Annotated in this window: 13 protein-coding genes; 4 read left to right on the top strand and 9 right to left on the bottom strand. The window is 35.5% G+C overall.

The genetic code is table 11. The features are described 5' to 3' along the window. Positions 1 to 8 precede the first annotated feature (8 nt). From SAGCYANO_RS27740 to SAGCYANO_RS27715, 6 genes are all read right to left on the bottom strand, one after another. A complete protein-coding gene (locus SAGCYANO_RS27740; protein ID WP_202223018.1) occupies positions 9 to 764 on the bottom strand; it encodes a HEAT repeat domain-containing protein in 756 nt (251 codons plus the stop codon). Positions 765 to 767: 3 nt separating this feature from the next. Continuing rightward, entirely contained in the window at positions 768 to 1,643 is an 876-nt protein-coding gene (locus tag SAGCYANO_RS27735) for an NACHT domain-containing NTPase (protein WP_202223017.1), read from the bottom strand. Beyond that, positions 1,598 to 2,326, bottom strand: coding sequence for a hypothetical protein (locus tag SAGCYANO_RS27730; RefSeq protein ID WP_202223016.1), 729 nt, complete (start codon positions 2,324 to 2,326; stop codon positions 1,598 to 1,600). The genes SAGCYANO_RS27735 and SAGCYANO_RS27730 overlap by 46 nt, the downstream gene beginning before the upstream one ends. Positions 2,327 to 2,355: 29 nt before the next feature. Further along, complete coding sequence (locus SAGCYANO_RS27725; protein ID WP_237396762.1) at positions 2,356 to 2,865, bottom strand: Uma2 family endonuclease; 510 nt, start codon at positions 2,863 to 2,865, stop codon at positions 2,356 to 2,358. A 102-nt stretch (positions 2,866 to 2,967) separates the two neighbouring features. Then, complete coding sequence (locus tag SAGCYANO_RS27720; RefSeq protein ID WP_202223015.1) at positions 2,968 to 3,489, bottom strand: FKBP-type peptidyl-prolyl cis-trans isomerase; 522 nt, start codon at positions 3,487 to 3,489, stop codon at positions 2,968 to 2,970. A 525-nt stretch (positions 3,490 to 4,014) separates the two neighbouring features. Next, positions 4,015 to 4,341 carry a phasin family protein gene (locus SAGCYANO_RS27715; protein ID WP_202223014.1) on the bottom strand — a complete coding sequence of 109 codons (327 nt, stop codon included), beginning with the start codon at positions 4,339 to 4,341 and terminating at the stop codon, positions 4,015 to 4,017. Between the two features lie 117 nt (positions 4,342 to 4,458). Between SAGCYANO_RS27715 and SAGCYANO_RS27710 the strand changes: the two genes are divergently transcribed. Further along, positions 4,459 to 4,812, top strand: coding sequence for a zinc ribbon domain-containing protein (locus tag SAGCYANO_RS27710; RefSeq protein ID WP_202223013.1), 354 nt, complete (start codon positions 4,459 to 4,461; stop codon positions 4,810 to 4,812). Positions 4,813 to 5,397: 585 nt separating this feature from the next. On the opposite strand, the gene SAGCYANO_RS27705 is transcribed toward SAGCYANO_RS27710, so the two are convergent. Further along, positions 5,398 to 7,503, bottom strand: coding sequence for an ATP-binding protein (locus SAGCYANO_RS27705; RefSeq protein WP_202223012.1), 2,106 nt, complete (start codon positions 7,501 to 7,503; stop codon positions 5,398 to 5,400). 860 nt (positions 7,504 to 8,363) lie between these two features. Further along, positions 8,364 to 9,641, bottom strand: a complete 1,278-nt coding sequence (purD, locus tag SAGCYANO_RS27700; RefSeq protein WP_202223011.1) for a phosphoribosylamine--glycine ligase — start codon at positions 9,639 to 9,641, stop codon at positions 8,364 to 8,366. A 301-nt stretch (positions 9,642 to 9,942) separates the two neighbouring features. Between purD and SAGCYANO_RS27695 the strand changes: the two genes are divergently transcribed. The 3 genes from SAGCYANO_RS27695 (at position 9,943) to SAGCYANO_RS50710 (ending at position 13,076) form a co-directional block, all read left to right on the top strand. Next, on the top strand, positions 9,943 to 10,440 hold the full coding sequence (locus SAGCYANO_RS27695; protein ID WP_202223010.1) for a KGK domain-containing protein: 498 nt from the start codon (positions 9,943 to 9,945) through the stop codon (positions 10,438 to 10,440). Between the two features lie 1,125 nt (positions 10,441 to 11,565). Next, a complete protein-coding gene (locus SAGCYANO_RS50715; protein WP_202223009.1) occupies positions 11,566 to 12,162 on the top strand; it encodes a protein kinase in 597 nt (198 codons plus the stop codon). Further along, positions 12,159 to 13,076, top strand: a complete 918-nt coding sequence (locus SAGCYANO_RS50710; RefSeq protein ID WP_375340006.1) for a formylglycine-generating enzyme family protein — start codon at positions 12,159 to 12,161, stop codon at positions 13,074 to 13,076. Before SAGCYANO_RS50715 ends, SAGCYANO_RS50710 begins: the two co-directional genes overlap by 4 nt. Before the next feature lie 255 nt (positions 13,077 to 13,331). Here the strand turns inward: SAGCYANO_RS50710 and SAGCYANO_RS27680 are convergent, their stop codons facing one another. Beyond that, a complete protein-coding gene (locus tag SAGCYANO_RS27680) occupies positions 13,332 to 14,537 on the bottom strand; it encodes an RNA-guided endonuclease TnpB family protein (protein WP_202223008.1) in 1,206 nt (401 codons plus the stop codon). Between the last annotated feature and the right edge of the window lie 127 nt (positions 14,538 to 14,664).

Here is a 14,664-nt window from a genome sequence, read left to right as displayed (position 1 = left end):
TAAAACACCTAATTATTTAGACTCGTAAATTCGGCAATATTTAAAGCGGCTAATATCTGAATACTTTCATCAGAATGATTTAATAAACCTTCCAAAATTTCTCTAGCATAGGGAGTACCAATTTTCACTAAATTCTTCATTGCCGTTTCCGAACCTTTCTCTGCCAAACCCCTTAATAAAGAAACTGCAATATCTCCCATATTAATAATTGCTTGACGAGCATCCACGAAATTAATATCGTCATAATACCTAAACAAAATATCCGCTGCTTGTGGCAAATTTGTTTTAGATAATGCTTTAACAGATGCTTGACGAACTTCCAGAGATTCAGAATTATTCAAAGCATTTTCTAGAAACTCAAAAACAACTTTTCCCCTACCTCTATCCCGAACATCAGAAGCAACTGCTCCAAAAGCTCTAGCTAAATTTTCATCAGAATTTGCTTCTGCCAATTTATCCTTAAATTCTTCAATAATTCTCTCTGCTAAAATAGGAGAAACTTCTTGAGCATCCGCTAAACATTCAAAAGCTGTCGGAGAATCTTCCTGATAGATAACCTCTATTAAATTTGTACTATTCCCCGCAAACCCACACCAAAGTTTCACCGTTTCTCGCCAACGTTCCGGGTCATTTTTAAACCTTTCTATTAACTCATTTTCTCTATCTCTCAAAGCTGTTGCTGCAAAATATTCTTGCAAAGTTAAATGAGCAAACTGATATTTATCTCCCCTCTCAATTTCCAATAATAATCCACTACGTTCCACAATTTATCTTAATATTGGTTGAGTATCTGTTTCAGGATTGAGATTCAAATCTGGTAAAACTTTTTGAATTTGTTCCAAGACAATTTGATAATCCAAACTTAAGTCATCCTTTTGTTGTTTACTAGCATTATCCTGAGCAAATAAAGCTAAATGTTGTAGTACTCTCCGCTTATGAGCGCTCTCCTTATATTGATTAAAATTATTCTGCCATTGATTCAATAAAATATGAGTAGATTCTTGATAAAAATCTGACCGAGACTGAGGCAAAACAAAAGCAGGTTGAGTATAAAGATGAGCAACAATAGTCAACATTAAAGGATTTCTAGCTAATTCCATAATTAACGGTCTATCCCTCAAAGTTTGTATGAGTTGATCGATAGATTTTTCCGGTGGCATTTCAGATTTCCATGCTTCTAAAAAAAGTCGCATTTGTCTGTCGCTAAATTCTTTAATATCTAAAGTTTTATCCACCGACTCAGCAAAATCATTGTGATAAACTGCTGCCCGACAAGTAATAATCGCTCGACATTTATCGTACTTATCTAATAAGTCATTAATAGCTTGTACAACTTGAGTACGAATCAAACTTTTCACTTCATCTAATCCATCAAATAACAGAAATAATTTGCCTTTTTCCAGACTTTGTTCGACAAAAGAATTAGCTTTAGGAAAATCATCCCTATCTAAAGCTTCTACTAATTTCTGTTTTAAGACTTCGATGTTGAGGCCAGAAATTTCTATTTCATTGAGGCGATATAACTCCAATAAAATCGGCACATACTCATTAGAGGAACTATTTAATTTTTCCCTCGCCCAAGAGAGAACAAGATATTTTAATAAAAGTGTTTTTCCAGCTCCAGGTTGCCCCTTAATAGCCAAACGATTATATTTTTAATCTCAGAAAAATTAATTGGTTCATTATTAGCTTTTTCCAAGAATTGCAAATCCACATAAACTTCTTGCAGACTTAAAGAACTATGAGGACGAAAAGGAATTTTTAGTGGTTCGTGTTTATTAATGAGACCTTTTTTATAGCGTTTTAGAGAGAAATTCCAAAACAATTCAAAACCAGAAATTTGATTGTATAACCATTTCCCAAAGCTATTAATGAAATGAGTTACCCAATTGTCTATAGCTTGCTTAAAAACTAACAGAATCAAAAGTGCTAAAGCAGCAAACCATCCCAACCCATAAAATAGATCGTCATTTATTTTTTCCCAGAGATTACTATCTTTTGCCTCTTTCAGTTTTGTGTATTCTTCCTCATAAATTTTAGTAATTTCTGGAGTAGTTAAACCCACAGAATTTTTCTCATATAAATCAATCATTAACCTACTATCCATCGCCTTATCATTTTCAACATGACGTTCGGCATAATCTTTAATTTCTTGAATAATAACTTCCCGACTTTTAATATTAGGAGTAGGTGTCTGAGTATAACTAGGTAATATCCAACTCCAAGACAATATAATAGTTAACGTTAGTATAAATAAACTAATCGAAATCAGTCGGTTAAATTTGTGTCGAAAAAATTGAGTGTAAGATAAATTGAATTTAGACATATCAAGCTAATTATTAAGGAAATCAGAAGTTAGAAGTTAAATTCTGACTTTGTTATTTTGATAAAACTAGAAAAAATCTTCAACTGATAACTGATAACTGATAACTGATAACTGATTAAAGGGTCTATCAATATTCCTACTTCCGCTCCTAATTCCAAATACTTCTTTATTTTCTTTTTTAAAGGTTTAATTCTGTCACCTTGAGACTTAATTTCTACTACTAAATCAGGCACTAATTCCCCAAAATAACGAACACTTTTTTTCAAACGTTGGGCACGAACAAAAGAAACATCAGGAACCTTTAAATTAGTATCTGGAAGAATAAAAGCACCACTAGAATCAAACAAACGTCCGAGACGACGTGGGTAAACCCAATTACCTAATAATCTAATTAACTGAACACCAACTTCACTAGAAATAATATCTGACGGACCCATGACTAATATCTTTCCTTCATCTAATTCTAATTGATAATCTAAATCTAATTTATCAAGAGTACCTTGCAATATTTCTAAGTCTTTAACTGTGAGATTTGACATATAATTTTTAGGAATTAAAGAATATATAAAGGGAATAGAGAACAAGTCTCTATCCCCTTTTAATAATTATAATTGCTGAATGCTGAATGCTGAATGCTGAATTTATCCAGCAATTCTCAATAATTCCACATCAAAAATCAGAGTAGCATTAGGAGGTATAACCCCACCAGCACCACTAGCACCATACCCTAATTCTGGTGGAATAATAAACTTACGACGTTCACCTACTTTCATACTAGCGACCCCTTCATCCCAACCTTTAATAACTCGACCTACACCAACTGGAAATTGGAAAGGTTGATTGCGATCGCGAGAACTATCAAACTTAGAACCATCCTCTAAAGTTCCAGTATAGTGAACCACAACTGTTTGACCTTTTTTAGGAGTAGCGCCATCTCCTTCTTTCAAGACCACATACTGAAGACCAGATTCAGTAGTAATAGTTTCTTCGTTATTTTCAGTCATAATATTTTCTGCCACTTGTTCCTGAACTTCAGTAGAATTTATAGTACCTGGTGTATTTTGAGAAGCAACTGCTCCTTTTTCCGAACCTGTGATTTGAGCAACAATCAAAACTAAACCACAGAATATTACTACTGCCAGACTAATAATAATTCCTCGCAAAATTAATCCTCCTAATTTAAGTTAAAAGTCAAAAATTATCAGTTGAAGTTTAAATTATAACTACTATATTTTGCAGCTACACTAGCGTCAGTTGTAATTTTTCCAATCTCGCAGCTAACTTTATAAACATTCTAAACAACCTCCCATTTTCTCTAATTTGTATTTTTGAAAAAAATCAAACAGAAAAAACAGAACGTAACAACTGAAAAGTTAATAACTATAATATTTGATACTAAAATCAATCTTCCATATAATTAAGTCAAAAACCAAAAATTAATATGAAAGTTTAACTCTAACTAAGATTCCAGATATTGTTAAATGACATAGCACTCATCAGGGAAGTTAGGACATTCTCACCCCTCTCAAATTTAATCACTGCTGCAAATCTAAATTCTAAATTCTAAATTCTGAATTCTGAATTCTAAATTCTAAATTCTAACTCACGCCTCTCAAACTTAATCACTGCTGCAAATCTAAATTCTGAATTCTGAATTCTAAATTCTAAATTCTAAATTCTAAATTCATCTAACGCCAATTGCGATTTTCTAAATCTCGGATCTGACGCTCCAAACGGTCCAAACGACCCCGGAGTTCGTCCAATTCCGATTGACGAGGAACACCTATATCCTGCATGACATTCCGCATTTGTCGCTGCATCTGAGTTTCCCAGTTTCCTTGCTCTGACCTAAGTTGCTGCATTATATCATCAACGAAAGTTTTAGCTTGGTCTGGGTTGATAGTACCATCTTTAACCCATTGGTTAGTGACTTCCTGTATTTTTTCGGCCACCAGGGAAGTTGTACCAATGCCTATCATTAAAAGTTGTTTAAGTAGATTTTCAGTATTATTCATATTTTTTCCTATTTCCATATTTATAGGTATCAACGAGCAACTAACTTAGAATTAAGCTACAAATTTAAACTGTAGATGAAAAAAGTTGTTGAATTTAACATATCTAGCATAATCAAAATGTCAAATTGTCCTCGTTGTCATCAACCAATTGATAGTCAGGCGATCGCTTGTCCCCATTGTGGAGTTTCTCTTAAAGCTTTTGGTCATCCAGGAATTCCTATTTATCACACTCAAACAGAAGAATATTTGTGTAATAGCTGTATCTACCATTTTGATGATACCTGTAATTTTCCTCAACGTCCCTATGCTAAAAATTGTACCCTTTACCATGACCAGTCTGAACCCCTTGTACCTCCTACTAATTTTAATCATATTAGTTGGTTTGGAACTGTCAAATTTTGGCTTCAAAGAAATACTATTTGGTGGTTATTGTTAAGTTTAGTTCTTATCAGTTTGATAATTTCTTTTTGAAATTCCCCGCAGCTATTTCCGAGGAAGCGATCGCCCAACATATAAAAAGTTTAAAACTCTGGTTCCTGTTCCCTAGTTCTAAAGTTTAGTTACATCTAATAATTAATTTTTTCTGATACTATATCTGACTCAAAAACTGGTATGGCAGTGGAAATAAAGGTTAGAACATCTCCAAAGTTTTAAACTCATAAAACGTAAGATTTTGACTTTTTACTTTTGAATTATTCTAAAGTTTAGTTACATCTAATAATTAATTTTTTTATGATACTATATCTGACTCAAAAACTGGTATGGCAGTCGAAGGAAAGGTTAGAAAATATCCAAAACTTAAAACTCATACAACGTAATATTTTTCCCTATTCCCTCTTACTTCTTCCCTCTTACTTCTTCCCTCTTACTTCTTCCCTCTTACTTCTTCCCTCTTACTTCTTCCCTCTTACTTCTTCCCTCTTACTTCTTCCCTCTTACTTCTTCCCTCTTACTTCTTCCCTCTTACTTCTTCCCTCTTACTTCTTCCCTCTTACTTCTTCCCTCTTACTTCTTCCCTCTTACTTCTTCCTTCTTCCTTCTTCCTTCTTCCTTCTTCTAAAGTTGAGTTACATCTACTAATTGACTTTCTTGTGATACTATATTTTGCTCAAATACAGGTAAATCAAACCAGAAAGTTGTACCCACACCTAATTCACTAACTAACTGAACCTTACTATGATGCTTATCCATAATATTCCTCACAATAGACAAACCCAAACCAGTTCCTTCCAAAGTATGAACTCGATTTTCTACTCGGAAAAACCTCTCAAAAATAGCCTCTTGGTCTTCAGGTTCAATGCCACTTCCTGTATCTGAAACTTCAATTCTGACAAACTTTTGACAACTTGGTTCTGAGGGTAAATGTAAATCTATTGGTCGAGGAGGAGGAGGAGAAACTATCCATCCCCCCTCTTCAATTTGTTGAGCTTCAATATTGCAAACTTCTGAGTCAGATTCTAATGTATATGCTCGAATCATAATTCTTCCCCCTGCTTCAGTAAACTTCATAGCATTGCCCACTAAATTAGCAAATACTTGTAACAATAAATCGTAATGACCCACTACAGAAGGCAAGTTAGATTCTATCTCATAATTTAACTCTATTTCCTTATCTTTAGCATTGAGTTGATAAGTTCTCAAAGTTTGTTCTATAGGTAGAGCAATATCAACAGCATCTAGATGATAAATATGACAAGATTCTAGACGACTCAGGTCTAAAACATCATTAACCAAACGAGTCAAACGGTCTGTTTCATGATTAGCAGTTTCCAGAAATTCCCTTCTTTCTACTTCACTTAAATCTTCCCCATATTCATGCAAAGTTTCGATGAAAGATTTAATATTAAATAGAGGAGTTCTTAACTCATGAGATACATTACTAATAAACTGACTTTTTGCCTCATTTAACTCTACTTCACGAGTAATATCCTGCACAGTCATCGCAATTCCTTTCAGACTATCTCGGTACTGAGAATTTAAACCTTTTTCTAATTGATGCTCATAAAGAGTACATTCAATAACTTCAGGGCGTTCAGTAGAATTACAAGTATCATCTGCATCATAAATACAACTTTGACAAAGAGACTCTTTACCTGGTGCTCTATGTAATAAAACCGTTGTTAATAACACTCTAATTGTACGTTTATTTGGCTCATCCAAAGTGCAGCAATATTCACCACCTTCTATTTCTCCTCCAGCTATTTGATAAAGCGGTCTACTAATTTCCATTTGTACAGCTACAGGCAAATAATCAATAACATTTGCACCCACAACATCCTTTCCTTCCCAACTAAAAATTCGCCTAGCAGTAGAATTAACTAACATAAGTTGTAGATTAGCATCCAACAATAAAGCACCATCAGCAATAGTCGAAACCAAAGTCTCTAACTTAGCTTTTTCTGCTGTTAATTCTTCAATATTTTGCTTCTTATAACTTTCTAACTGCTCTGCCATTTCATTAAAGCTAAAAATCAATTCCCCCAATTCTCCTCCAAATGGTAAATCAATCCTTTGCTTAAAATTTCCCTGAGCAATATTTCTCACACCTTCTGATAATTCCTTAATCGGTTTAGTAATAATCAAAGCATTAAATACTGCCCCTAAAATTACCATTGCCCAAATCGAAACAAACACTGCCAAAGTAACATCTCTCGTAAGATTTGAAGAAATAACAGCAGTAGGATTAGGATTAATTCCTATTGCCAAAACTCCTAAATATTTACCTTCTTGAATTAAAGGTACAAAAACATCCGTTAATTCTCCATTCGGAGTTAAATGTTGTCGCACCATTGGTAGGACAGACAAATTTCCTGCCTCTACATTGGCCATAAAATCTTCTGGTAGTTGAATGCGACGGCGTAAAGTCAGGGACGTTTTTACCTCTGATTCTGAGAAAGGCAGACCAAGGAAAATTTTTCCTTCCTCATCGGCGTAGAGCATATAACGTACACTAGAGGTGCTGCTGTAGAAAAGTCGAGAAAAACGCGCTACTTCGTTGCGATCGCCTTCTGCCACTAGAGGAGCGACATTTGCAGCCAATAATAGTCCCAGGTCTCGACCATAGCGAGTATCATTGAGACGAGCATCCTGTTGAATAGTATTTACCGCCCAGAAAGAAAAACTACTCATTAGCAAAGACACCATGAGGGTGACAACTGCCATGAGTTTGGTCTGGAGGGTAAACTCAGACCACCAGTTAGCGATAATTTCTCCGATTTTTTTAGGAGGGCAAGCATTTTTAAGTCAAAAGTCAAAAGTCAAAAGTTTAAATTTAAAAGTCAAAAGTCAAAAGTTTAAATTTAAAAGTCAAAAGTCAAAAGTTTAAATTTAAAAGTCAAAATTTAGTAGGCATTTTTGACTATATTATTAATTAGGATAACTAAGAATTCTTGAAAGCTTAGATTTATTTTATTTATATTTTGATTTGCCGGGTGCATCTCAATATTTGCAAAAATACTTTTTTCCTATATCGGACTAGCGCTCATAAAGCTAAAAGTCACAATAGCTTGCGGTAATAGAGCTAATTGAACTTTTTATATTAAGTTTATCTCCTACGTTTATGGTTCTTATTTACCTCAAAATACTGAAATTCAAGAAAATTTCTTCACATAAGATGGCCGAAACCGTTGCCTGTTCCCGCCCAAATCAACCCGTCTCCGCGTCTCCGTGTCTCCGTGTCCCCGTGTCCTACCCCCACCAACCAATTTTTTCAGCAGACCCTATATATTCCCTGTTGCCTGTTGCCTAAAAGCGATAAATTTTTGGCTTTATTCAAAATGGAGATGCACCCGATTTACCGAATAATTAATAATTAAATAATTATGGTTTAAAGCTTCCCCTTTTAAGGGGAAAAAAGCCGTCGAGGGATGGCGGACCACGTTTGCGCCCTTCATTCCGCTAGGAAAGCGGCTCTGTCACTCTTCGGGTCCCCTCGCCATATCCAATGGACCAAGAGAAGAAATAATATTTCCTGATCTTCAATTCCGTAACGGTTAAAACCCGAGGTAATTATCAATTATCCATTAATGAACAAACCCAAAAACTCGACTACCAATATCCCGCCGATAATACATTCGGTCAAACTCTATAGAATCTACAGCATTGTAAACTTTTGCCCTAGCTTCAGAAAAATCAGACCCTATTGCTGTTACTCCCAATACACGGCCACCATCGGTCACTAACTGTTGTTCCTGTAATTTAGTTCCTGCATGAAATACAGTTACTCCAGTAGCTTCAGCTTTTTCTATTCCAGAAATTACTTTACCTTTTTCATAAGCTTCTGGATAACCCCCGGAGGCTAAAACTACGCACACTGCTACTCCTGGTTTCCAATTTATCGGGGGCAACTCAGCTAAACGCTGTTCACAACAGGCCAACAATAACTCTTCCAATGGAGTTTCTAGCAGAGAGAGAATAGGTTGAGTTTCTGGGTCGCCGAACCGACAGTTAAATTCTAATACTTTTGGCTCTCCTTGAGGACTAATCATTAATCCAGCATAAACAATGCCTCGGTAGTCAATACCACGTTTTTGCAAATTAGTCAAAGTTGGTTCTAGAACTTCTTGTTGAATTCTAGTCATTAGTTCCGGCATAATGATAGGAGTGGGAGCATAAGCGCCCATACCTCCAGTATTGAGTCCAGTATCTCCTTCACCTACTTGTTTATGGTCTTGAGCTGGTAATAGGGGACGAATACTTAATCCATCAGTGAGGGCTAAAACCGATACTTCTTGACCTGTGAGAAATTCTTCGACTACCACAGAATGGGTATCTTTCTCGAATTCTCCTGGAAAGATGGCATCTATGGCATGATGAGCCATTTCAATTGTAGTGGCAACGGTAACTCCTTTTCCAGCAGCTAGACCATCTGCTTTGACCACTATGGGAACTTCTTTGATGTAAGCTTTGGCCGTTTCGGCGTTGGTAAAGGTGGCTGATTTGGCCGTGGGAATATTTGCTTCGGCCATAAAATCTTTAGCCCATGATTTACTAGCTTCGAGGACTGCGCCTGCTTTGGTGGGGCCAAATATTTTGAGGTTTGGTTGTTGTAGATAGTCAGTAATGCCCAGGGCTAAGGGTACTTCTGGGCCGACAACTACTAGGGAAATATTTTGGTCAGCAATAAGTTGTTTGAGGGCTGGGAAGTCTTCAACAGGGATGGGTATATTTTGGCATTTTTGCAGAGTGGCAGTACCGCCGTTACCTGGGGTACAAAATATTTGTTGAACTTGGGGAGAGTGGGATAATTTCCAGGCGATCGCGTGTTCTCTACCGCCGTTACCTACTATTAATATTTTCATAAGGAAGGAAGAAGGAAGAAGTAAGAAGTAAGAAGGAAAAAGTAAGAAGGAAAAAGTAAGAAGGAAGAAGGTTTTAGTTATCTAAGAGAGAATACTTTATACTAAATCGGATTTAGAAAAGTTGGTGATAGATATCTATGTTATGCCTTACCTTATAATCAGTCTATAATAACCAGATTTGGTATTAGTTATCAAGAAGAGAAAGTTAAATTTTAAATAAAGTATAAAAGTATCACTAAAAATAAGTGTAAGTAGTTAAGTTGATATAGTAACGATTGCTAGTTTAGATGAGTTAGTTAATATGAGTGATAATTTTCAATTACTTAAAAATGACGATGATGTTTTATTATTTGGCAAAGATACATTTACAGTTTGCAGATTTAAAGAATTGTGTTTAGAGCCAATAAAAGCCACAATTTATTCACCGCAGCAGAATGGCAATAATCGATTTTTGGTAATTTTTGCCAGATTAAATGGAGGGTTTATTGTGGATAAGAAAGTACATATAGGATTAAATAGTAGCAAATGGGAATCAGTGAGTGAAGAAATAGAATGTCAACTCTTAAAACCTGGTGATAGTGGTTGGCAAAAAGGTAGACTTAGAGTCAAAACTTATGTTAATTTTTTACCGGGAGACAATAGAGGATTCAATTATAATTCTTGGCAACCAGCAAGCAAAGATAACCAACCAAAATCAGAAATTAAAATAGAACTAGAATTTTCCCCAGATTTAACTATTGAACCTGAATCACCATTAGATGATATTCGTCAGAGTGAAGGCTATAAAAAACTTTTGTAAAAATTCTCTTCCCTGAGAAACGAAACATTATTGAACCAAGCTCAAGAAATATAAATCGTTTTCTTTATTCACTGATGTTTTAGAAAAAATTAAGTGAAAATTGGTGATAGTTATTGGTGCAAATGCAAACTGAAAATCAAAAGGTTATGTTGATTTTTTTGCCAGAATAATATAGAGAATATCAATATAATTATCGGTCATTTCAGTAGAGGAAAGCTAATCTTGAAATAGAGCTATAATTTGGCTAATATTTAACTATTTAACCCGAAGGAATTAGATTATATTTGCCGGAGTGAAAGCTCTAAAAAACGTTTGTAAAAATTCTCTTCTCTGAAAAACAAAACATTGTCTAACCAAGCTAAAAAAATCATAAATTGTTTTCTTGATTGACCGATATTTGGGAAAAAGTCAAGTTCTAAAAGCTTTGATTTATGTTAAAGTAATATTTGAAATTTACAGTGAAACTTATAAAAACTTTTGTGAAAATTCTCTTATTTAAAAAACAAAATATTATCGAACCAAGCTAAAAAAATCATAAATTATTTTCTTGATTGACCGATATTTGGGAAAAAATCAAGTTCTAAAAGCTTTGACTTATGTTGAAGCAATATTTGAAATTTAAGATGAAAATTTTCTACCACACATTAGCTATATAGCTGGCTGAACTAAAGCATGAAAATACCGAAGATTGAACTAGATAAAAATTAGTAGCTACTAGAGCAAATGTCAGATTTTTTGACATTCTACCAATTTTTTCTGTCATTAATTCAGTGAAAAAATTATCAAAACCCTAGAAACAATAGAAAAATTTGCTTGAAATAGACCAGCAACTTTTATAGCTCAAATTTATCTATCTGAAAGTATTATTTTGGAAAAGAAATACTTAGAGCTATGGCAGAAGCTAAATATTTACAATCGCGAAAAACTAAGAAGATAAAATCAGATTATAAACTATGACCCAAAAATAAGGTCTCAGACTTCCCCTTTTAAAGGGATGAAAATAATAAACTTCAGTATTTCAAGCCTCCCTATTGCACGAACTACTGATAACTGATAACGCAGTTCCGACCATAGGAGGCTAACTGATAACTGTTAACGAAGTTCCTCCGGAGGAGGCTAACTGAAATGACTCAATGCCTAAATCCTGATTGTTTAAAATTAAACCCACCAGAAACCAAATTCTGTCAGAGTTGCCATGAAAAATTAGTTTTAGTCGAACGTTATCGGGCCCTAAAAATTATTGGAAGGGGTGGTTTTGGTCGAACTTTTCAAGCTGTGGATGAATTTAAACCCTCAAAACCTTTTTGTGTAATTAAACAATTTTTACCCCAATTACAAGAACCGAAAAATTTATCAAAAGCTGCTCTATTATTTGCTCAAGAAGCTGAACGTTTAGATACTTTAGGTAGACATCCACAAATTCCCGAACTTTTGGCATATTTCACTCAAGATAATCGACAATATTTAGTACAAGAATTTATCGACGGGCAAAATTTACAACAGGAATTAAAAGAGTCAGGAGCTTTTGATGAAAGACAAATTTTGGAGTTGTTAAAAAGTTTATTGCCCGTATTGGAATTTATTCATTCTCAACAGGTAATTCATCGAGATATTAAACCAGAAAATATTATTAGGAGGTGGGTACAACTAACAAAAGATTTCAAAATCCTGGGGAAATATCCTCCCTTATTAATCAGACTTATCCAACGGAAAAAAAGTTGACCCCTCCACCACAAAAATCTCAAAATTTAACAGTACCACCCGTTATTAACCAGACCCCTCCACCACAAACATTTCCAGAATCAATACCAGAAACAGAAATAGGAGAAATATTTACTTTTGAAGTAGTAACTGTAAATAATATTGGCAAAATAATCAACCGTACTCCTGGTAATGCCAGACAAAAAATAGAAGATTTAGGTAATGGTATTAAATTAGAAATGGTTTATATTCCTAGCGGAAGTTTTCTCATGGGTTCCCCGAAAAATGAACTACACAGATATGATGCAGAAAGCCCTCAGCATCAAGTAATCCTAAAACCTTTTTATATGAGTAAATACCCCATTACTCAAAACCAATATTTAGCCATTATGGGAAAAAATCCTTCTGACTTTAAAGGAGAAAACCGCCCAGTAGAAAGAGTAACATGGCATAACGCCAAAGAGTTCTGTCAAAAGCTATCTGAAAAAACTGGAAAAATTTATAGACTGCCCAGTGAGAGTCAGTGGGAATATGCTTGTCGCGCCGGGACAACTACTCCTTTCTATTTTGGAGAAACTATAACGTCTGAGTTAGCCAACTACAATGGCAACTATACTTATGGCAAAGCTCCTCAAAGTGAGTATCGACAAAAAACAACCGAAGTAGGAATTTTTCCTGCCAATGCTTTTGGTTTATATGATATGCATGGAAATGTCTGGGAGTGGTGTCTAGATATTTGGCACGATAACTATGATAGTTCTCCTACTGACGGAAGTACTTGGGAAAGTCCAGGGAATAGTAATAAAAGAGTGATTCGTGGTGGTTGTTGGTGCAACCTTACTAGGAGTTGTCGGAGTGCCTGTCGCCATAGCTTCTATACCTATGAACGTAATTCCCGGGCTGGTTTTCGTATTGTTTGTTTACCTGGTTTTTAGTTTCCTGTTTTTCCCTCTTTCATTCTCGCCTCAGCAAGTGGCGATTTTTTTTGAGGAAGCTATCTCCTTGATTCACATTTTTACTCCAAATTACAAAACCAAGATGATTTTTAATGTTAGGGTGAGAAAATCTTTACCCTACCTACAAATAAAACAGATATCTCCATACTTTTTATTATCCTTACTACCTATCGGGAATTCTATTGAAGTAGAAAGAAGTAGAAACTAAGAAGTTGGCATCCTCCCGACGCTGCTCTACGAGACAGCGTGGGATTCCCTAGCATTGCTGTTAGGGGCTTTCTGTTTCTTAGCACCTGCCTTCCGAGACTTACTCCCTTCAGGTCTTACGGTCGCTCCACAGACTGACACTGCGAGTCCCGCAGCCAAAATGTTTATCGAAGCGTTGATATCGCGGTCATGGTGATTACCACACTCTGGACAATCCCACTCTCTAATATTTAGAGGTAACTTTTCTACTGTATGACCACAATTAGAGCAACGCTTAGAACTAGGAAAATATCGGTCGATTTTTATCAATTGTCTTCCGTACCACTCAGCCTTGTACTCTAATTGTCCTACCAGCTCTCCCCAGTTAGCATCACTGATAGCTCTGGCTAACTTGTGATTCTTAACCATGTTTTTTACAGCTAAATCTTCAACTACTATCGTTTGATTTTCACGAATCAGTTGAGTAGTCAGCTTGTGAGTAAAGTCAAGTCTTGAATCTTTGATTTTTGCATGTATTCTCGCTACTTTCAGCCTGGCCTTTTGATAGTTATTAGACCCCTTGGTTTTTCTCTTTAGAGACTTCTGAGCTAACCTTAATTTTTTGTGTAACTTGTTGAGTTTTTTTGGGTTAGCAATTTTTTCTCCATCACTGGTAGTAACTAAACTGGTAATTCCTAAATCAATACCAACTTGCTTGGTTACTGGGTTCAGTTTTAAATCTCTAGGGTCATTGACTCTCAAAGACACTGACCATCTACCACTTGGGTCAAGTTTTACGGTAATTGTCGTTGGTACACAGTTTTGTGGAAGTTGCCTACTCCATCTGATCGGTAATGGTTCAGCACATTTAGCTAGGTAGACTTGACCATCTTTCCACTTAAATGCGGATTTTGTGAACTCTGCACTACCACCATTCCGCTTTTTCTTAAAATTAGGGTATTTAGCACGCCCACTAAAAAAGTTAGTGAATGCAGTTTGTAAATGCCTCAAGCCTTGTTGCAATGGGACACTACTAACTTCACTCAGAAAATCTAAATCTTCCTGTTTCTTCCAATTCGTAAGCATGGCTGAGGTTTGAGTATATCCTACCCGTTCTTTGTTCTCATGCCAAGCTTGAGTCCTCGCAGCTAAAGCTTTGTTGTAGATGAGGCGTACACAGCCTAAAGTCCTCCGCAACAAGTTTTCTTGTTCTGGTGTTGGGTAGACTCTAAATTTGTATGCTTTCTCGACCATTTACTACTAGCTAATTAACTTTCCACAGTTTAACACAAAGTCTTTGAAATATCAGCATTGATTGCGATTCCCATACGACGCTCCCGTAACCGCAGAGCGCGGGTCTTCTCGCAACACTTAGATAAAA

This window comes from Okeania sp. KiyG1, assembly GCF_014132355.1.
Classification (GTDB): domain Bacteria; phylum Cyanobacteriota; class Cyanobacteriia; order Cyanobacteriales; family Microcoleaceae; genus Okeania.
The sequence above is the reverse complement of the archived record's forward strand: the minus strand, read 5'-3'. Positions and strand labels throughout refer to the sequence as shown.